Annotated in this window: 14 protein-coding genes; 6 read left to right on the top strand and 8 right to left on the bottom strand. The window is 68.2% G+C overall.

Annotated features, from left to right (window positions below; all coding sequences use genetic code 11):
* Nucleotides 1-4 precede the first annotated feature (4 nt).
* The 4 genes from mdoH to HCU76_RS04450 form a co-directional block, all read right to left on the bottom strand.
* Nucleotides 5-1,774, bottom strand: coding sequence for a glucans biosynthesis glucosyltransferase MdoH (gene mdoH, locus HCU76_RS04440; RefSeq protein ID WP_213954914.1), 1,770 nt, complete (start codon nt 1,772-1,774; stop codon nt 5-7).
* The gene (locus HCU76_RS04445) at nt 1,771-2,304 is read right to left on the bottom strand and encodes a cytochrome b (RefSeq protein ID WP_213954913.1); all 534 of its coding nucleotides are present in this window, start codon (nt 2,302-2,304) and stop codon (nt 1,771-1,773) included. Before HCU76_RS04445 ends, mdoH begins: the two co-directional genes overlap by 4 nt.
* Before the next feature lie 203 nt (nt 2,305-2,507).
* Entirely contained in the window at nt 2,508-3,218 is a 711-nt protein-coding gene (locus HCU76_RS36500) for a helicase-related protein (RefSeq protein ID WP_371319761.1), read from the bottom strand.
* 32 nt (nt 3,219-3,250) lie between these two features.
* Entirely contained in the window at nt 3,251-5,140 is a 1,890-nt protein-coding gene (locus tag HCU76_RS04450; RefSeq protein ID WP_256353990.1) for a DEAD/DEAH box helicase, read from the bottom strand.
* Nucleotides 5,141-5,258: 118 nt separating this feature from the next.
* On the opposite strand from HCU76_RS04450, the gene HCU76_RS04455 reads away from it, so the two are divergent.
* The 6 genes from HCU76_RS04455 (at nt 5,259) to HCU76_RS04480 (ending at nt 14,450) form a co-directional block, all read left to right on the top strand.
* Nucleotides 5,259-5,435: a hypothetical protein gene (locus tag HCU76_RS04455; RefSeq protein WP_213954912.1), complete on the top strand. Its 177-nt coding sequence runs from the start codon at nt 5,259-5,261 to the stop codon at nt 5,433-5,435.
* A gap of 63 nt (nt 5,436-5,498) precedes the next feature.
* A complete protein-coding gene (locus HCU76_RS04460) occupies nt 5,499-7,034 on the top strand; it encodes a TIGR02677 family protein (RefSeq protein ID WP_213954911.1) in 1,536 nt (511 codons plus the stop codon).
* Between the two features lie 76 nt (nt 7,035-7,110).
* Entirely contained in the window at nt 7,111-8,361 is a 1,251-nt protein-coding gene (locus HCU76_RS04465; RefSeq protein ID WP_218508585.1) for a TIGR02678 family protein, read from the top strand.
* Nucleotides 8,358-12,503, top strand: a complete 4,146-nt coding sequence (locus HCU76_RS04470) for a TIGR02680 family protein (protein WP_213954909.1) — start codon at nt 8,358-8,360, stop codon at nt 12,501-12,503. Before HCU76_RS04465 ends, HCU76_RS04470 begins: the two co-directional genes overlap by 4 nt.
* Nucleotides 12,490-13,773 (top strand): TIGR02679 family protein, encoded by a 1,284-nt coding sequence (locus HCU76_RS04475; RefSeq protein WP_213954908.1) that lies wholly within the window; start codon nt 12,490-12,492, stop codon nt 13,771-13,773. Before HCU76_RS04470 ends, HCU76_RS04475 begins: the two co-directional genes overlap by 14 nt.
* Nucleotides 13,774-13,787: 14 nt before the next feature.
* Nucleotides 13,788-14,450 (top strand): hypothetical protein, encoded by a 663-nt coding sequence (locus tag HCU76_RS04480; RefSeq protein ID WP_213954907.1) that lies wholly within the window; start codon nt 13,788-13,790, stop codon nt 14,448-14,450.
* 47 nt (nt 14,451-14,497) lie between these two features.
* Here HCU76_RS04480 and guaA read toward each other — a convergent pair whose 3' ends face one another.
* The 4 genes from guaA to guaB all read right to left on the bottom strand — a co-directional run bounded on the left by guaA (nt 14,498) and on the right by guaB (nt 18,436).
* Nucleotides 14,498-16,108, bottom strand: a complete 1,611-nt coding sequence (gene guaA / locus HCU76_RS04485) for a glutamine-hydrolyzing GMP synthase (protein WP_218508586.1) — start codon at nt 16,106-16,108, stop codon at nt 14,498-14,500.
* A 7-nt stretch (nt 16,109-16,115) separates the two neighbouring features.
* Nucleotides 16,116-16,541: a type II toxin-antitoxin system VapC family toxin gene (locus tag HCU76_RS04490; protein WP_218508587.1), complete on the bottom strand. Its 426-nt coding sequence runs from the start codon at nt 16,539-16,541 to the stop codon at nt 16,116-16,118.
* Nucleotides 16,538-16,810, bottom strand: a complete 273-nt coding sequence (locus HCU76_RS04495; RefSeq protein WP_218508588.1) for a type II toxin-antitoxin system Phd/YefM family antitoxin — start codon at nt 16,808-16,810, stop codon at nt 16,538-16,540. Before HCU76_RS04495 ends, HCU76_RS04490 begins: the two co-directional genes overlap by 4 nt.
* A 156-nt stretch (nt 16,811-16,966) precedes the next feature.
* Nucleotides 16,967-18,436: an IMP dehydrogenase gene (gene guaB, locus HCU76_RS04500; protein WP_218508589.1), complete on the bottom strand. Its 1,470-nt coding sequence runs from the start codon at nt 18,434-18,436 to the stop codon at nt 16,967-16,969.
* Between the last annotated feature and the right edge of the window lie 124 nt (nt 18,437-18,560).

An 18,560-nucleotide genomic window follows, 5' to 3' on the forward strand; every position in this document is an offset into this window, starting at 1 on the left:
GGCTTCATTCGGCCGCTGGCACCGCGGGCGGCGCGGTCGGCGCCTCCACCGGAACGTCGCGCAACGGCGCCGGCCCGGCAGTCATCGAAGCTTCCTCCGGTATGCGGCACAGGCCCCAACGCAGCAGCCATCGACCGACCGCCTCGTGCGCGCTCAGCCAGGCGAACGGGATCGATCCGACCAGCCCCACCAGGACCGGCGACCAGATCCAGATTGCGCCTGGCATGCGCACCCACACCCAGGCGCCCAGCACGAGACCGAGCGCCGTCTGCGGCCACAGGCCGCGCAGCGCAACCTGCCAGTCGATCCGCTGGACATCGCGCTGCTGCGCGGCCCAGCCGACGCGGCGCCCGAAGGGCAGCCCCAACAAGAACAGGCTCACGGCCACTGCCACCACGGGCGCGGTCAGCACCCAGAAGCCGAACTCCAGCACCACGCCGCACACGATGCGCGGCGCACCGCCGTAGGCCCGACGCAACGGACCGCGACACATCACGTCGACCAGCGTGGCCAGCTTGGGCGCAAGGCTCATGCCCATCACCGCGAGCAACAGCACCGGCGCGAGGTCGGGCCGGAAAGGCTGTTCGCGCCAGAGCCCCAGCATCATGAACGCGAGCCAGGCCGGCGCCCCCAGGTACATCGCAATCGCCAGCAGCAGCTGGCAGCGGCTGACCGGCATCAGCCCGGGCAAGGTGAGCAGCCGCAGGTACTGCATGTTGCCCTGGCACCAGCGCAGGTCGCGCCGGATGAACTCGAGGAGGTTCGGCGGGTTTTCTTCCCAGCTGCCTTCCTCCTCCGGCAGTACGCGGACTTCGTAGCCGGCGCGCCGCATCAGCACCGCCTCCAGTTGATCGTGGCTCAGCACCGGCCCGCCGAGCGGCGGCGGGCCGGGCAATTCCGGCAGTTCGCAGTGCTGGATGAACGGTTGCAGCCGCAGGATGGCGTTGTGGCCCCAATAGGGACCGCAGTCGCCCTGCCAACTGGCCGCGCCGAGCGTGTAGGAACGCATGCCCAGCCGCATGCCGAACTGGAACATGCGCGTGAAGGCGCTGGCGCTGGGCAGCCCCGTCACCAGCGTCTGCAGGATGCCGATCGCGGGCCGTACCTGCATGATCCGCACCAGCCGCAGCATCGCCCGGGGCGTCATCAGGCTGTCGGCGTCGAGCACGATGGCGTAGTCGTGCAGCGGGCCCCAGCGCTCGCAGAAGTCGCGGATATTGCCGGCCTTGAAGCCATGGTGCTGCTCGCGGCGGCGGTAGTTCAGCGCGATGGCCGCGCCGAAACGCGCCTGCAGCTGGGCCACCATGCGGGCCTCGGCGGCCACGGTCCCGGGATCGTCGCTGTCGCTCAGGAGGTAGAGACGGAAGCCGCCGGCCTGGCCGCTGTCCACCAGCCCGTGCAGCATCCAGGCCAGGTTGCGCGAGAGCCGGCCCGTGTCCTCGTTGCGAATGCAGGCCAGCAACGCCGTCGACGACTCGATGGGCTGCTGCGGGTCCGCGGCCAGCATGTGCGGCGCCACCAGGGCGGCCGCGTGGCGGCTGGCGCCCATCAGCGCCAGGCCGATGGCCGCATTCCAGAAGCCGACCACCGTCCAGGGCAGCGTGACCGCGAAGGCCAGCAGCATCCCGAGGCCGATCCCGTCGACCCTCGCGACGAACAGCGTCGCAGCCATCAGCCAAAGCAGCCCGAGCGCCGTGGCCGCGACCGCAAGGGCGAAGCCGGCGCGGCGCCAGCGCAGGCCGACACTCGTTGCCGAAGCTGCGGCAGGCCTCACAGCATGCGGCGCAACAGCCCGTCGCGTCGGATGAAGACGTGGTTCACGACGCCAGCCAGATGCGCCAGGATCAGCAGCACGATCGCAATCGCCCCGCACAGGTGCAGGAACGACAGCACCTTGGCGATCGCCTCGTCCTTGCCCAGCGGCGACGGAATCGGCAAGACATTGAAAACCGAAAGCGGAAAGCCCCAGGCGTTGGTGGCAAGGAAGCCGATCATCGGCATCAGGAACAGCAGCACATAGAGGGCGATGTGGTTCGCATGCGCGGCGGTCCGCATCCATCCCGGCATGTCGACCGGCAGGGGCGGCGGCGGATTCAGGCGGCGATTGACGATGCGAACCAGCACCAGCAAGAACATCAGCACGCCCAGGCTTTCGTGCACGTTGTAGAGCCGCATCTTGAACGCCTCGTCGGCCGGCTCGAAGAAGCCGATCCAGATGCCGACCGGAATGATGACGAGCAGCAGCAGCACTGCTAGCCAGTGCAGCCAGCGGGACGAAGCAGCGTAGCGCGACACAGGTGTCATGGCAGGTCTCCAGATTCATCGGGCGGCGACGAGCGTGCCTGGGCGGCGGCAGCCGGACCACGTCGCCGGCGCTGGCCCTGGCCCTGGCGCCGGCGGTCGATGGTAAGGGAGATCGGGAGCGCGGGGTACCCTCGGCGGAGCCTTCGTCGCGAGGCAGAACGAAACGGCCCCGATCGAGCCGTCTCGTGACAACACCAAGCCACTCAGCGCTTCTTGTCTGCACCCCGCAATGCGTCGACGAGCAGCTCCAGGGCATCGGCGATCCGCTTGCCAGTCTCCGGCGGCGGCAGTGGCACCTTGAGGCTGCGCTGCCCGGTGGAGGGGTCACGTTCGACCCAAGGGTGGGTGGTGCCGAAGCCGTTGTCCGGCGAGGTCATCGCCGCCACCAGTTCCGCACCGAAGCGCAGCAGGCCGGACCACGGTTCGGTGATCGTCGCCGCCGATTCCCGATCGGTTGCGGCGGCCCCTGATGGAGCCGGCGCAGCCGTTGCAATCACGGCGTCCGCATCCGCGGTCGCGTCACCGACCGGTGCCGCCAGTTCCAGCGCAGCGACCTGGGCGGCTTCTTCAGCCGGCGCCATGGCCTCTCCGTCGCCCATGCGCCCGGTGACGTTTTCCACGTCCTTCATGAAGCGGCTCAGCCGCGACCCGCCAAGCGACACTTCCGCGCCACCGCCATCCAGAATGCCGGCGGACAGGGAACGCTTGAAGGCATGCACCGACAGCATGCCCTCCTCGATGGTTCCCTTGGCCACGTAGTTGACGATCTGTACCGGTTGCTTCTGCCCCATGCGGTGCACGCGCGCGATACGCTGCTCCAGCACCGCCGGATTCCACGGCAGATCCATGTTGACCAGCGTCGAGGCGTGTTGCAGGTTGAGCCCGCTGCTGCCAGCGTCGGTCGACAGGAACACGCGGCAATCCGGATCGTCGCGAAAGCGATCGATCAGCGCCGGGCGCTGCTCTGACGGACACCACCATGGAAGCTGACATAACCGATGCCACGTGCCTCGAGCCGGCGGATGACGATGGCATGCGTGCGCGTCCACTGGCTGAAAACCACCGCCTTGGCGCCCGGCTGGACGAACAGTCCTTCGAACAACTCCGCCAGTTCGTCGGCCTTGACGCCGTGGTCGCTCTCCTGATCGAGCAGGTAGGTGCTGTTGCATGACATGCGCATGTTTTGCAAGGCGCAGGTGAGGCGTCGCTGGTCCTGGTCGGAGAGGAACTTCATCTTGCGCCAGCGCTGGACGATCTTCGCCACGACGTCCGCGTTCTCCGCGTGGTACTGCATCTGCATCTCGGTCATCGGCACCAGCAGGTTCTGGTCGGTGCGGCTCGGCAACTGCTGCAACACCTCGGACTTGCGGCGCCGGACCATGACCGGTGCCAGGGAATGGCCAATCCTGTCGAGACCGGTGTAGCCCGTCACGCGGCCTCCCTCGTCCTTGACCTGATGCTCGTGCAGCAGTTTCCAGGTCGGCCCGAGGCGATGCTGGTCGACGAACTGGACGATCGAGATGAGCTCCTCCAGCTTGTTTTCCAGCGGGGTCCCGGTCAGCACGATCGCATACGTGCTGTCTATGCGCTTGAGCGCCTTCGCCGCGATGGTGTTCCAGTTCTTGACGCGCTGAGCCTCGTCCACGATCACGAGGTCCGGCGCCCAGGCGGTGATCAGGTCGAGGTCGGACCGGAGCTTTTCGTAATTGGTGATCTTGCAGGCGTCGTCCAACGCGTATTCCTTTTGCCGTTGGGCCCGCCCGCCGGCGATCACCCTGGACGGGCGACCGGAGAAGCGAAGGATTTCACTTTGCCACTGGTACTTCAACGACGTCGGACAGACCACGAGCACCTTGGCTGCGCCGAAATGCTGCATCAGGATCTCCGCTGCAGCAATCGCCTGGATGGTCTTGCCCAGTCCCATCTCGTCACCGATCAGCGCGCGACCGGCGCGCACGGCGAACAGTGCGCCTTCGGCCTGATAAGGATACAGCGGCACCTTGAGCAGCTTCTTCCAGCGGGAGTCCGCCGCGCCGTCCGGGAACAGATCGGCCAGCGCCGCTGCACGCCGCGTCGCATCGCTCCTGCCGGCGATGAAGTCGAGCGCATCGTCGTAGGCGCGAAGTTCATGGCCCGTCCGCGCCGCACCGGCGATAAACCGACCGAGCGCGTCGAAACGATCCTCCGGCAGGCGCCAGCCTTGCGAAGCATCGAACAGAGCCGCCGCCGAGCGCGCGAGCTCGGCGGGGCAATCCGTTCCGGCACGAAAGTGAATCGTGCGCGTACCGTCGTTGCGCAGATACAGCTCGGAAAACGAGGGTTGGTAACCACGCGCGAATGCCGACTTGGCGCCGCGCTTTCTTGCCAGCCGTGCGAGCGTGAATTCGATGTGCTTGCAAGTGCCCAGCTCGTTGGTCGCAAAGTCGGGACAGGCGCAGAAGTTGTCGCCCGGCTGCGCGCCGCGGATCGCCACGTAGTAGGCGGATTTCGACTCCGGATTGCTGACGCGGAATTCGGAGAAGAACGGCTCGGAACCGACGTTCTCCAGCCCGAACACCTGGTCGCGCCCGAATTGGCGGCGCAGGGATCGCTGCCATTCGACCGGCGCCAACCCTTGCGGGGCATGGGTTCGGGACAGCCTGGGTTCAGGGGGTGACTTGGCGGCCTTCTTCTGTTGCTTCATGGCATCGACTGGATTCGATTGTGCGATGCCGCAATGTTGCCATTCCGGTGCGGATGCCGGCTGTTCGACTTGCAGGCCAACCGACGAGTCGCAACTCACCGCCCGTCCGAGATCGTTCGAGGAGGACAGCCGTAGATGGAAGTGCCCGATCATGGTCGTCGTGCCGCTTTCACCTGCACAACGACGTCAACGATGGCAGACGTGACCGTGCCGATGAATCAGTGGCGCATGAAAACGATCAGAAAATGAGTCATCTGCTCAAATTCGACCCATGAGTCCATCGACCAACTCCGAGATTGAAACGTCCCGCTCCGGCGTCTGCCGCGACATGTCGAGCCTCGTGCTGCGAGCCATGAAGGCAGCGGGATTGATCGAGCCGACGGCAAAGGGCCGCAGTACCAGGTGGCCCAACCGCAATACCGCCGATCCAAAGGAGCTGCATGGTTGAACATGCACCCTCAGCATGTGGCGAGGCCTGCACAGGCCAGACTTGGCTATCGGACTTGAGTTCATGACGGCCCGCACGGGCATCCAGGCCGAGCTTTTTCGCCATGTCAGCACCGAGAAGGCAGCGCTGTACCGCGCGGTGATGCAGACCTTCGCGGCCGCCAAGCGCCAGTTCCGCCTGCACCTGCGACCCGACGAGGTGCTGGTCGAAGGCCATTGGGAAGGACTGCCCGCGGCACCACGACTGGAGGAGCTCCAAGCCGCACTGGCCCAGCTCACCGAATGGGGCAACCTCGAGTCGCAGCCCGACACCACGCGCGTCGCCAGCATCGCCGACTTCTACCGTGCCAAGTTCCTGTACCGCCTGTCGCAGGGTGGCGAGGCGGTGGAGTCGGCACTGGAAACCTTTGCGCGAGCACTCTCGCGCCGCGCCGAACTGCAGACCGTGGCGCTGGAGGACATCGCACACAGGCTCGAAGCCCTGCAGGGCCTCGCAGCCGAGGAAGCGCCAGACGCCGCCAAGGTGCACGCCACGCTGCGCGACCTGGTGCGCGTATTCGAGGGCCTGGCGGACAACGCCCAGGCCTTCATGGCCGGCATCGCGCGCAGCATCGAGCTTCAGCAAGCCGACGCGCAGGCCGTGGTGGCCTACAAGCGCCGGTTGATCGACTACCTGGAGCGCTTCATCGGCGATCTGGTCGGCCGCTCCGGTGGCATCGCGCAGCGCATCCTGGCGATTGCACCGCGCATCGAGACGCTGTTGTGGCTGGCCGTGGAGCGTGAGTCGCGCGACACCGCGCCCGGAAGCGAGGAAGAACAACTCGACGCCCGGACCCGAGGCCTGCTGGCCTGGCGCGAGCGCTGGCGCGGCCTGCGGCGCTGGTTCGTCGCCGACCGGCATGAGCCTCCCCAGGCCGAGTTGCTGCGCGCCAAGGCGCGCGCCGCGATCCCGCAGTTGCTGGCCGCCCTCGCCGCACTCAATGAGCGCCGCAGTGGGCGCAGCGACCGTTCCGCCGACTTCCGCGTGCTCGCCGGCTGGTTTGCCTCCTGCGAGGACGACACGCAGGCGCATCGCCTGGCGCGCGCGGCCTTCGCGCTGCATCCGGCACGGCATTTCGCCCTGAACCCGGCGCTGCAGCCCGGTGGCGAGGACCTGCCCGCCAGCACGCCCTGGGCCGAGGCGCCGCCGCTGCGCATCCACCCGCGGCTGCGCGAGTACGGGCAGGCCACGCCGCGGGGCGCCCTGCCGCGCGTGCAGGCACGCGACGAGGCCCGCCTCCTGCTGGCCATGCAGCTGAAAGAGGAGCACGCGCAAGTCCAGGCCGCGCGCCAGCGCCTGGCCACGGGTCGGCCCGTGAAGCTCTCGGAGCTGGGCGAACTCGATCCGCACGCCTTCGGCCTGTTCCTCGCATTGCTGGGCGAAGCACTGGCGGCGCAGACCCACCCCGATGCAGCGGTGGAACAGACCAGCGGCGACGGCCTGCTGCGCATCCGGCTGCAGCCGTTGGCCCCCGGCAGTTGGGCCCAGGTCCACACGCCGGCCGGCGTGTTCGCCGGCCGCGACCACCTGCTGACCATCTCCGAACTGGACGCGCAATGAAAACACCCTGCAGCTCAGTTCGTTCGCGACCCCAAAGGGGCGCATCAGTCCCTTCGGGCGGCCGGACGGGCCCGACATGACCGACACCCGCCAGATCGCCCGCCAGCAGCAGCACCACCGGGACGACGAGCGCTGCCAGGCCCTGCGAGCGCTGCTGATGACACCCCTGATGACCCCGGCGCACGAGGAGTTTGCGGCCGTGCGCCGCCATGCCGACGACCTGCGCGCCTGGTTCGCGCGCGAGACCGGCTGGCCGCTGCACATCGAGCGCGACTGCGCACGCCTGTTCAAGCGCCCCGCCGACCTGAGCGATGCCAGCCGCGGCCTGCAAGGGTATGAGCGCCGGCGCTACGTGCTGCTGTGCCTGGCCTGCGCCGTGCTGGAGCGCGCCGAAGCCCAGATCACCTTGCGCTTGCTCGGCGAACGGCTGCTGGCGCTGGCGGCCGATCCGGCGCTGGCCTCGCGCGGCTTTGCTTTCACGTTGACCGCCGCACACGAACGGCGCGAACTGGTGGCCGTGTGCCGAACGCTGCTCGCACTCGGCGTGCTGCAACGCGTGGCGGGTGACGAAGAGGGTTTCGTGCGCGATGCCACGGCCAGCGGCGAAGCTGCCGACGCGCTCTACGACGTGCAGCGCCGCGTGCTGGCCAGCATGCTGGTGGCCGTGCGCGGCCCCTCCACCTGGCCTGCGGCGCAAGATCCGATGACGCTGGACGAGCGCCTGGCGTCGCTGGTCGACGAACACGTGCCCGACAGCGACGAAGGCCAGCGCACGGCCCTGCGCCATCACCTGGCGCGCCGGCTGTTGGACGACCCGGTGATCTACTTCGATACGTTGGACGAAGCGCAGCGCACCTACTTCACAAACCAGCGCGGCCCGATGGCCGTGCGGCTGTGCGAGGCCACCGGCCTGGTGCCCGAGCAGCGAGCCGAAGGACTGGCGCTGGTCGACGAGGACGGCGCGCTCACCGACGTCGCCATGCCCGCCGAAGGCACCGACGCCCATGCCACCTTGCTGGTGGCCGAGTTCCTGGCCGACCGGCGGCGCGCCGGCACAACCGAAGGATGCCGCCTGGACCAGGTGGTCGCCTTCATCGCCGAGGCGCGCACCCGCTACGGAAGCTACTGGCGCAAGTCCGCGCGCGAGCCCGGTGCCGAGCACGAACTGGCCGAGACCGCGCTCCAGCGGCTGGCCCAACTGCGATTGATCACAACCCAAGGCGAGCACATACGCCCGCTGCCCGCACTGGCACGATTCGCACTCGGTGACGCCGAACTGCGAACCGCCACCCCACACGCACCGAACTCCCTGTTCGACGCCGCATGACCGACGACATCCGACCTCCCCTGCCCCAACCCGGTCTGCCGCGCTGGCAGCCACTGCGGCTGGGCCTGACCGAGCTGTTCCACTACGACAGCGAGGAATTCTGGTTCCGCGACGGCCACCTGCTGCTGCGCGGCAACAACGGCACCGGCAAGTCCAAGGTGTTGTCGCTGACGCTGCCCTTCCTGTTCGACGCCCAGCTGAAGCCCTCGCGCATCGAACCCGACGGCGACCCCGGCAAGAAGATGGCCTGGAACCTGCTGCTCGGCCGCCACGACCGCCGCATGGGCTACGCCTGGATCGAATTCGGCCGCGTCGATGCCGACGGCACGCCGCGCTTCCTGACCCTGGGCTGCGGCCTGTCTGCCGTGGCCGCGCGAACGCAGGTGGACAGCTGGTTCTTCCTGCTCGAAGGCAGCCGCATCGGGCAGGATCTCTGGCTCATCGGCCCCACGCATGTGGTGCTCACGCGCGAGCGGCTGCGCGACGCCCTGGCGCCGCTGGGTGGCCAGCTCTTCCCCACCGCCACCGAGTACCGACGCGCCGTGGACGAGCGTCTGTTCCATCTCGGCCCGGTCCGCTACGCCGCGCTGATGGACACGCTGATCCAGTTGCGCCAGCCCCAGTTGTCGAAGAAGCCTGATGAAGCCAACCTGTCGCAGGCGCTGACCGAAGCCCTGCCGCCGCTGTCCACCGACCTGCTGGCCGACGTGGCCGATGCGCTGAGCCGCCTGGAGGAAGACCGCCGCGAGCTCGCCGAATACGAGGCGCTGGAACGCGCCGTCGGCCAGTTCAGCCAGCGCTACCGACGCTATGCCGCCACGCAGACTCGACGCAAGGCGCGCGATCTGCGCAGCGCGCAGACCGGCTTCGACAACGCCAGCCGCGAACTGAACGACAGCCGCGCGGCACTGACGCAGGCCGAGGCTACCGAAACCGAGGCCATCGCGCAGTTGGCAGTGGTCGACGCCGCACTGACCACCGCTCGCCTGCGACAGGAGGCACTGCTGAACGACCCGGCGATGGCCAGCGCCAAGCAGCTCGACAGCGCCGAGCGCGAAGCCAGGCGCCGACAGGAAGATGCGAGCAAGGCCGCGCAAGCCCGCCAGGAGGCCGAAGTTCGCCTCGCCCGGGAACAGCTGGCCACGCGCCAGCGCAGCGAGCGCACCGACCAGGCCACCGAAGTGCTGGCCACGCGACGCCAGGAAGCCGTCGAGGAAGCTGCCGCGGCCGGCATGTCCCGCGCGCTCGCCACCAGCCCCCTGGCCACCGCCGAGGCCGCCACGCTGGAACCATCGGCCGTGCAGGCTGCGCAGGATGATCTGCGCCGCGCAGTCGCGCTGCGCCGCCAGCAGACCACCTTCCTGCTGCAGCACTGCGACGCCGTCGAGCGCGCGGCCGAGACCCATGCCCGCACGCAGGAGCAGCGCGACCTGTGCAGAGACGAAGCCGACGATGCCGCCGCCCGCCGAGCCGAAGCCGACGATGCTGTTGCAACACAGGCCCAGGCCTTGCTGGACGCCTGGCAGGACCACCTCGACAGCCTGCGCGAGTTGCAGTTGCCGGACGCCCCCGTCGTGCTGGATCGGCTGGCCGCCTGGGCCTCCGCGCCGCAAGGACAGAATCCGGCCCACGCGGCGCTGCTGTCGGCCCAGCAGGCCAGTGCCGACAGTCTGGCCCGACGCCAGGCCGAACTGGAAGCGCAGCGCCACCGCGTCGAAGAAGAAGAACAGGCACTGCTAGCCGAGCGCGCTCGCCTCGAGCGGGGCGAGGACGCGCAGCCGCCGGCCCCGCACTGGCGCGCCGAGTCGTTGCGTTTGGGGCGCACGGGGGCGCCGCTCTGGCAACTGGTCGACTTCCGGCCCGGACTCGCCGATAGCCAGCGCGCCGGCCTGGAGGCTGCCCTGCAGGCCGCCGGCCTGCTGGACGCCTGGGTCACCCCGGACGGCGCGCTACTCGGCACCGACGGCACACCATTGCCGCACGACGCGCAGTGGCTGGCACGACCGGCGCAACCAGTTTCGCTGGCGGACTGGCTGCTGCCCGCGGACAACGGCACAGTGGCACCTGAGGTCCTGCGGCGCCTGCTCGAAGGCGTGGCCTGCGGACTGGAAGACCCGCCAGCCGTCGAAACCTGGCTCTCGCCCGACGGACGCTTTCGCCTCGGCACGCTGGCCGGCGCGTGGACCAAGCCAGGCGCCGAGTTCATCGGCTACGCGGCGCGTGCCGCTGCCCGCGCGCGGCGCCTGCACGACATCGCCTTACGCCTGGACGAATTGGCCGCGGATGCCCGCGCGCTGGAACAGTCCTTCACCCAGCTTGCCGATGCGCGTCGGCAAGCGGCGCGCGAATGGGAGCGCGCGCCCGGCGACGATGCGCTGCGCGGTGCCCATGCCCACGCCGCCGCTTGTGCCCGTGAGTACGACGCCGCCCGCCTGCGGCTGGATCAGGCCGAACGGCGCTGGCACGAGGCTGCGCAAGCCTGGGAACAGGCACAGCACGCCCTGGCCCGCGATGCGGAAGACCTGACACTGCCAGCCACCCGCGAGGCACTGTCATCCATCACCTTGGCGCTTCAGACTTTCAACGACGCGGCTCACGCACTGGCCGCTGCCACGCGCGAGTTGCGCGACGCAATGGCCGAGTTGGCGCAGCAGCGCGCACGCGAGCAGGAGGCTGCCGACGCCGCCCAGAACGCCGCAGATCACGCCGCCGAGCGCCTCGCGCTGGCCGAGGAGGCGCAGATCCACTGGCAGACGCTGCAGGAATCCATCGGCGCAGAAGTCGATGACGTGCGCCGGCGCCTGGCCGACGCGCGCACTGCCGTCGCCACGGGCCAGCGGCAGTTGGAGCAGCAACACCAGGCCCGCCGGCTCGCCGCCGAAAACCGGGCCCAGGCCGGGCAGAAAGCCCTGTCCGCCGCCGCCACGCTGGACGAGCGCACAACCGCGCGCCAGCAGGCAGTGGTCCACCTGCAAGGCTTTGCTGCCACCGGCCTGCTGGCCACCGCGCTGCCCGAGGCTGAACTGCCGCCGCTCGCGGCGCCTTGGACCATCGAACCCGCGCTGACGCTGGCGCGCCGCGCGGAACAGGCCCTGTCGGATGTGAAGGACGATGACGAAGCCTGGAGCCGCGTGCAGTCCCAGGTGTCGCAAGACTTCACCGAACTCGGCCGTGCGCTGTCCGCGCTCAGCCACCAGGCCCAGGCCGAAACCAACGACCATGGCTTCGTGGTCCGCATCGTCTACCGCAACCGCCCCGAACGGCCCGACCAGCTCAGTCTGCAGCTGGCTGCCGAAATTGCGCAACGCCGGGAACTGCTGACGGCCGGCGAGCGCGAGGTGCTGGAAAACCATCTGCAAGCCGAAATTGCCGCCGCGGTGCAGAAGCTGTTGCGCGAGGCAGAGCGTCAGGTGGACGCCATCAACACGGAACTGCACAAGCGCCCCACTTCCACCGGCGTGCGCTTTCGCCTCCAGTGGCAAACCCTGCCCGAGGGTGCCGACGGCGCACCCGTGGGCCTGGAAGCCGCGCGCCGCCGCCTGCTCAACACAGGTGCGGATCTGTGGACCGCGGAGGACCGCCGCGTCGTCGGCGAGATGCTGCAGCAGCGCATCGCGGCCGAGCGCAGCCGCGCCGATGCCGAGCAAGGAGGCAGCCTCCAGGAGCAACTGGCCCGTGCGCTGGACTACCGGCGCTGGCACCGCTTCCGCGTGCAGCGCTGGCAGGACGGGCAATGGCGCGCGTTGTCCGGCCCGGCCTCCAGCGGCGAGCGCGCGCTGGGCCTCACGGTGCCCTTGTTCGCCGCCGTCTCCAGCTTCTACAGCCAGGCCGGCAGCGTGCACGCGCCGCGGCTGGTGCTGCTGGACGAGGCCTTCGCCGGCATCGACGACGCCGCGCGTGCCCACTGCTGGGCGCTGGTGCGCGAATTCGACCTGGACTTCGTCATCACCAGCGAACGCGAATGGGCCTGCTCGGCCGAACTGCCCGGCGTGGCCATTGCGCAGTTGCAACGCCGCGAAGGCGTGGACGCCGTGCATGTCTCGCGTTGGGTCTGGGACGGACGCGCCCGGCGGCGCGAGGATGACCCGGACCGACGCTTCCCGCCGGCACCGCCAGTGCCGCCAGCCGATGGCGACGCCTGATCCACGCCTGCAGCGCCTGCTCGGCGGCCTCGCGCTGGCGGCGCTCCGGCAGCGTCTGCGGCGCCATTTCGAGCGCGGCGGCACTGCCGAGGGAGCGCTTCTGCTCGGTCAACTGCAGCCGGCCGAGCGCGAGGCGCTGGCGCTGCTGAGCGGCCGCCCGGCCAAGGCGGCACGTTCGCTGCGATTGGACCTGGCCGAACTGCAGGCCAGACTGCAGGCTGCCGGCATCGCCGGTTCGCTGCGCGAAGCACTGGAACACCTGGACGGACCGATCACCGACCTCGTTGCCGAGCGTGACGCGCAGCAGTCCACCTGGCTGGCCATGCTGTCGCGGACCGGCCGCGATCCGCGCCTGCAAGCCTGGCTGCAAGCCGGCACCGCAGCCGGATTGCTCAAGCGCCTTTCGCGACAGGATGCCGACGCCGCCGACATCCTGCTGAGCCAGGCCGGCAAGGTCCTGGGCCGCATGCCGGCCACCGGCCTGCCACGCTCGCAACTGGCCGCGCAGGTTCTCGGCGATGCCCACGCGCTCGACGCCGGGCGACCCGTCGCGGCGTTGGTGCTGGCGGCGTGGCGCCATGGCGAAGCCATCCGCGACATGCCCGCGGTCGACGCTGGCGATGGAGACTTCGACGACACCCGGGACGAGCCACTCGGCCCCGCCGCCGACGAACGCGCTCGCGACATCTGGGCGCGCGCGGGCGTACTCGTCAATGAGCTGGCCCGGCCGGTGCTGGTGCTGAACCTGCCCGTGCCGGTCGACCTGGACACCGTACCCTGGTTGCGCGGCGAGCCCGCCTACCTTTCGCTGCGCTGGCTGCTGCGCGCTGCCCCTCGATGGGACGTGGCCGACCGCACGGTCTTCGTGTGCGAGAACCCGAACCTGCTGGCCATCGCCGCCGAGCAGCTCGGCACACGCTGCGCACCGTTGATCTGCACCGACGGCATGCCGGCCGCAGCCCAGCGAACGCTGTTGCAGCAGTTGGTGCGGTCCGGCGCGCGACTGCGCTACCACGGCGACTTCGATTGGGCCGGCCTGCGCATTGCCAACCATGTGCTGCGCCATGCCGGTGCCGCACCGTGGCGCATGGGCATGGCCGACTACGAGACCGCCGCTCGGGCAGCAGCCCCTGCTCGCCACACCCTGACTGGCTCCGAAACAGAAGCGGTCTGGGATGTGCAACTGGCCCCGGCCATGCGCCGGCACGGCCTGGCCATTGCCGAGGAAGCAGTGGCCGAGTCCCTCTTCAACGACCTGTCCTTGAGCTGACACCAGAGTCCTGCATGACAACCACCGACGACGAAGCCTTCAACCAGTTCGTCGTCCGGTGGAAAAAGAAGTTGCGCGGGATCGCCTACAAGACAGCGGGCGAGCAGCAATACGAAGATGTGGTGCAGGAGGCCTGGTTGATGGCTCGCACACTGCGTGCCGACGACGGCAGCGCGCTGGACCTGCGGAACGAGATGCACCAGCAGCGGCTGTTGGCCTACCTGTACCAGCACATCGTTCGCTACACCGAAGTCACGGTGCGCCATGCCGTGCGCCTCGAACACGCGCCAGGCGGCAGCGACGACGGCGAGGCCGGCCATCCACTGGCGCGCACACTGGCCAGCGATGCGGGTCGCAACGTGCTGGATGCACTGCTGGAACGTGAAGCGGATCAGTCGCTGGAAATCGCTCTGCAGTCGCATGGATCGCTGGCGGCGGCCTACATCCGGCTGCTGCGCCACTTCGACAACCGAATGGATGCCGCCGCCAATCATCTCCGCATTTCGGTGTCCTACGCCTATCGTCGCTGCGCCCAGGCGCGGTGTCTGGCGGTGCATCTGCAGCACATCGCGGTCCCCGGCACAGACATGCTGCCCGGGCCCTGGCGTCGCTACCGGCTCATCCGGCAACCGGTCCAGCTGACCTTCGACTTCGACGAAGAACTACCGCTGGACTGAAGGCAAGACCAGCGCGCGGCGGCATGCCAGAAACGCTGTCGTACCCCTCACTCCCACTCGATCGTCGCCGGCGGCTTCGAACTCACGTCATAGGTCACCCGGTTGATCCCGCGCACCTCGTTGATGATCCGCCCCGACACCTTCTTGAGCAGTGCATAGGGCAACTCCGCCCAATCGGCCGTCATGAAGTCGCTGGTCTGCACCGCACGCAGCGCAACCACGTAGTCGTACGTCCGGCCATCGCCCATCACGCCCACGCTCTTCACCGGCAGGAAGACGGTGAAGGCCTGGCTGGTGAGGTCGTACCAGGTCTTGCCCGATGCGTCCTTGAAGTTGCGCAGCTCCTCGATGAAGATCGCGTCGGCGCGGCGCAGCAGGTCGGCGTACTCCTTCTTCACTTCGCCCAGGATGCGAACGCCCAGCCCCGGGCCCGGGAACGGATGCCGATAGACCATCTCGGGTGGCAGCCCCAGCGCCACGCCCAGTTCGCGCACTTCATCCTTGAACAGGTCGCGCAACGGTTCCAGCAGCTTGAGCCCCAGCTGTTCCGGCAGACCGCCCACGTTGTGGTGGCTCTTGATCGTCACGGCCTTCTTGCTCTTGGCCCCGCCCGACTCGATCACGTCCGGGTAGATCGTCCCCTGCGCCAGCCACTTCGCGCCCTTGGCGCCCGCACTGGTCAGCTTGGCCGCCTCCTGCTTGAACACGGTGATGAACTCGCCGCCGATGATCTTGCGCTTGGCCTCCGGGTCGCTCACGCCCGCGAGCTTGCCGAGGAACAGGTCGCTCGCATCGACGCGGATCACCTTCGCATGCAGCTTGCCGACGAACATGTCCATCACCATGTCGCCCTCGTTGAGCCGCAACAGGCCGTGGTCGACGAACACGCAAGTCAGCTGGTCGCCGATGGCGCGATGGATCAGCGCCGCAGCCACCGATGAATCGACGCCGCCTGACAGGCCGAGGATGACCTCCTCCTCGCCCACCTGCTCGCGGATCTTCTCGACCGCCTCGGCGATGTGGTCGCGCATCACCCAATCGGGCTTCGCGCCGCAGATGCCGAGCACGAATCGGTCGAGGATCGCCTGCCCCTGCTGCGTGTGCGTGACCTCGGGGTGGAACTGCACTGCGTAGAAGTGGCGCGTCTCGTCGGCCATGCCGGCAATCGGGCAACTGTCGGTCGAGGCCATCAGCTTGAAACCCGGCGGCAGTTCGGTGACCTTGTCGCCATGGCTCATCCAGACGTTGAGCATGCCGTGGCCTTCCGGCGTGGTGAAGTCGGCGATGTCCTTCAGCAGCTCGGTGTGACCGCGCGCGCGCACCGCCGCGGAGCCGAACTCGCGCTTGTGACCGCCCTCGACCTTGCCGCCCAATTGGTGCGCCATGGTCTGCATGCCATAGCAGATGCCGAGCACCGGCACGCCCAGTTCGAACACCGCCTGCGGCGCCTTGTCGGTCGTGTCTTCGTAGACGCTGGCATGGCTGCCCGACAGGATCACGCCCTTGAGCGAGCCGTCCTTCGCGTACTCGCGAACCCATTCGTCGGTGACGTCACAGGGATGGACTTCGCTCAGCACATGCGCCTCGCGCACGCGCCTGGCAATCAGTTGGGTGACTTGCGAACCGAAGTCGAGGATGAGGATTTTCTGGTGTTGCATGTTGTGTTCAGTCCAGTGCAATGCGCTCGATGCCGCAGGCTTGGGCGGCGCGCAGGAGTGCCTTGTCGGTCGATGCGATCTGGCTGTTGAGCCTCACGCACAGTTCCAGATACGCGGCGTCATAAAAAGTCAGTTGATGAGCGCCGGCCAACCGCACGATCGCGCTCCGTCGGCGTGCATCGGGCGGCGGGTCGAACTCGATCTGGCATGCGCCCAGCAGCTTCAGACCCTGTTCAATCTGCTCCTGGTCCAACCGGCCCCGACGCAAGGACATCAGCAACAGGTTGCCCGTTTCCCAGTGCCAGAGCGATGGTGCATGGAAACGCCCCGGCTGCACGCGAACCTGCTTGTAGAGCTGGTCCGTCGCTTCGGTCCGCTCATCCGGAATGAGCCAGGCGGCCGCGGCGGAGGCGTCGACGATGACGGGTTTCAATAGCGGCGCCCCTCGTCCCGCAAACTCCTCCAGTCACCGCGCTGATAGCCCGAGTCAGGCTTGACCGAGGCGCGAAAGGCATTCAGTTCTTCCAGCGCCTGCTGGCCGAGCGCCTCCAGCGCATCTGGCGACTGCTCTTCCGCCGGCTCCCGGATGATGCGGGCAATGCGCCGGCCATGACGCGTCAGCACCACCTCTTCGCCCTGCTCCACGGCGTGGATCAGCGCAGAAAGCTGGTTTTTTGCCTGATGAATGGCGATCGATTGCATGATCTGGCCTTATTTGAAAATTGGGCCATATTCTAATGCGCCTCCCTTGAAGCGGATCGAACCTCCAGGGGAAAAACACCGCCGCACCGGCCTTGCCGGGCCGCTGGTGCTGCGCCCGCCGAAGGGGGGTGGCGAATGCGTCGTAAGCGAATGCGCCTATTCAGCCCGGTAGTTCGGCGCTTCCTTCGTGATCTGCACGTCATGCACGTGGCTCTCGCGAATGCCGGCCGAGGTGATCTCCACGAACTCGGCCTTGTTCTGCATGTCCGCGATGGTGGCGCAGCCGCAGTAGCCCATGCTGGCACGAACGCCGCCGGCCATCTGGTAGACGATCGACACGATCGAGCCCTTGTACGGCACCCGGCCTTCGATCCCTTCAGGCACCAGCTTGTCGGTGTTCGGATTGCCGGTGGTCGACTCCTGGAAGTAGCGGTCGGCGCTGCCCTGCTGCATCGCGCCGATGCTGCCCATGCCGCGATAGCTCTTGTAGCTGCGGCCCTGGTACAGCACGATCTCGCCGGGCGCCTCCTCGGTTCCCGCGAACATGCTGCCCATCATTACCGTGCTCGCGCCGGCCGCAATGGCCTTGGCAATGTCGCCCGAATAGCGCACGCCGCCATCGGAGATCAGCGGCACGCCGGTGCCTTGCAGAGCCGTCGCCACGCTGTCGACCGCCATGATCTGCGGCACGCCCACGCCGGCCACGATGCGCGTCGTGCAGATCGAGCCCGGCCCGATGCCAACCTTCACCGCATCAGCGCCCGCGTCCGCCAGCGCCCGCGCCGCATCGCCGGTCGCGATGTTTCCGCCGATCACGTCGACCTGCGGATAGTTCTTCTTGACCCAGCGCACCCGCTCGATCACGCCGGCGCTGTGCCCGTGCGCCGTATCGACGACGATCACGTCCACGCCGGCCTTCACCAGCGCCTCGACACGTTCCTCGGTGCCCTCGCCGACGCCCACTGCCGCGCCCACACGCAGGCGGCCGGATGGATCACGCGCCGCATTCGGGAAGCTGGTCTGCTTGGTGATGTCCTTGACGGTGATCAGGCCCTTGAGCACCCATTCGCCGTTGATGACCAGCAGCCGCTCCAGCTTGTGCTTGTTCAGCAACGCCTTGGCCTCGGCCAGCGTGGTGCCGTCGGGCACGGTGATGAGCTTGTCGCGCGGCGTCATGATCTCCGTCACGGGCACGTCGTATCGGCTTTCGAAGCGCAGATCCCGCCCGGTCACGATGCCGACCACCTTGCCCGCGTCCACCACCGGAAAACCCGAGATGCCGAGCTGGTCCGACAGCGCCATCACCTGGCGCACCGTGTGCGTCGGCGTGATCACGACCGGGTCGCGCAGCACGCCGGATTCATAGCGCTTCACCCTTGAAACCTCGGCGGCCTGCTGTTGGGCCGTCAGGTTCTTGTGGACGATGCCGATGCCGCCCTCCTGCGCAATCGCGATCGCGAGGCGCGCCTCGGTCACGGTATCCATCGCCGCTGACACCAGCGGGATGTTCAACGTGATGTTGCGGGAGAGTCGGGTGGCGAGGGAGGTGTCCTTGGGCAGGACCTGGGAGAACGCTGGCACCAACAACACATCGTCGAAGGTCAGCGCTTTGCCGAGAAGGCGCATGGGTGAGGCTCCAAAAGACGGATTGTAACGATGGGTGCGTAGTTACCCGGACGCGGACGCCGGTGTCCCCACGTTGCGTACCTACAATGTTCAAAAGCGGTCGTCATTCGTTAATTTCCGACAA

The sequence above is a fragment of the Variovorax sp. dw_308 genome, assembly GCF_019207085.1.
GTDB lineage: Bacteria > Pseudomonadota > Gammaproteobacteria > Burkholderiales > Burkholderiaceae_C > Variovorax.

What these genes read in the sequence shown, in the direction of transcription:
- guaA (WP_218508586.1), bottom strand. Translation starts at nt 16,108, where the DNA reads ATGCAACACCAGAAAATCCTCATCCTCGACTTCGGTTCGCAAGTCACC.
- HCU76_RS04475 (WP_213954908.1), top strand. Translation starts at nt 12,490, where the DNA reads ATGGCGACGCCTGATCCACGCCTGCAGCGCCTGCTCGGCGGCCTCGCG.
- HCU76_RS04450 (WP_256353990.1), bottom strand. Translation starts at nt 5,140, where the DNA reads ATGATCGGGCACTTCCATCTACGGCTGTCCTCCTCGAACGATCTCGGA.
- HCU76_RS04460 (WP_213954911.1), top strand. Translation starts at nt 5,499, where the DNA reads ATGACGGCCCGCACGGGCATCCAGGCCGAGCTTTTTCGCCATGTCAGC.
- guaB (WP_218508589.1), bottom strand. Translation starts at nt 18,436, where the DNA reads ATGCGCCTTCTCGGCAAAGCGCTGACCTTCGACGATGTGTTGTTGGTG.
- HCU76_RS04455 (WP_213954912.1), top strand. Translation starts at nt 5,259, where the DNA reads ATGAGTCCATCGACCAACTCCGAGATTGAAACGTCCCGCTCCGGCGTC.
- HCU76_RS04445 (WP_213954913.1), bottom strand. Translation starts at nt 2,304, where the DNA reads ATGACACCTGTGTCGCGCTACGCTGCTTCGTCCCGCTGGCTGCACTGG.
- HCU76_RS04470 (WP_213954909.1), top strand. Translation starts at nt 8,358, where the DNA reads ATGACCGACGACATCCGACCTCCCCTGCCCCAACCCGGTCTGCCGCGC.
- HCU76_RS04480 (WP_213954907.1), top strand. Translation starts at nt 13,788, where the DNA reads ATGACAACCACCGACGACGAAGCCTTCAACCAGTTCGTCGTCCGGTGG.
- HCU76_RS04495 (WP_218508588.1), bottom strand. Translation starts at nt 16,810, where the DNA reads ATGCAATCGATCGCCATTCATCAGGCAAAAAACCAGCTTTCTGCGCTG.
- HCU76_RS04465 (WP_218508585.1), top strand. Translation starts at nt 7,111, where the DNA reads ATGACCGACACCCGCCAGATCGCCCGCCAGCAGCAGCACCACCGGGAC.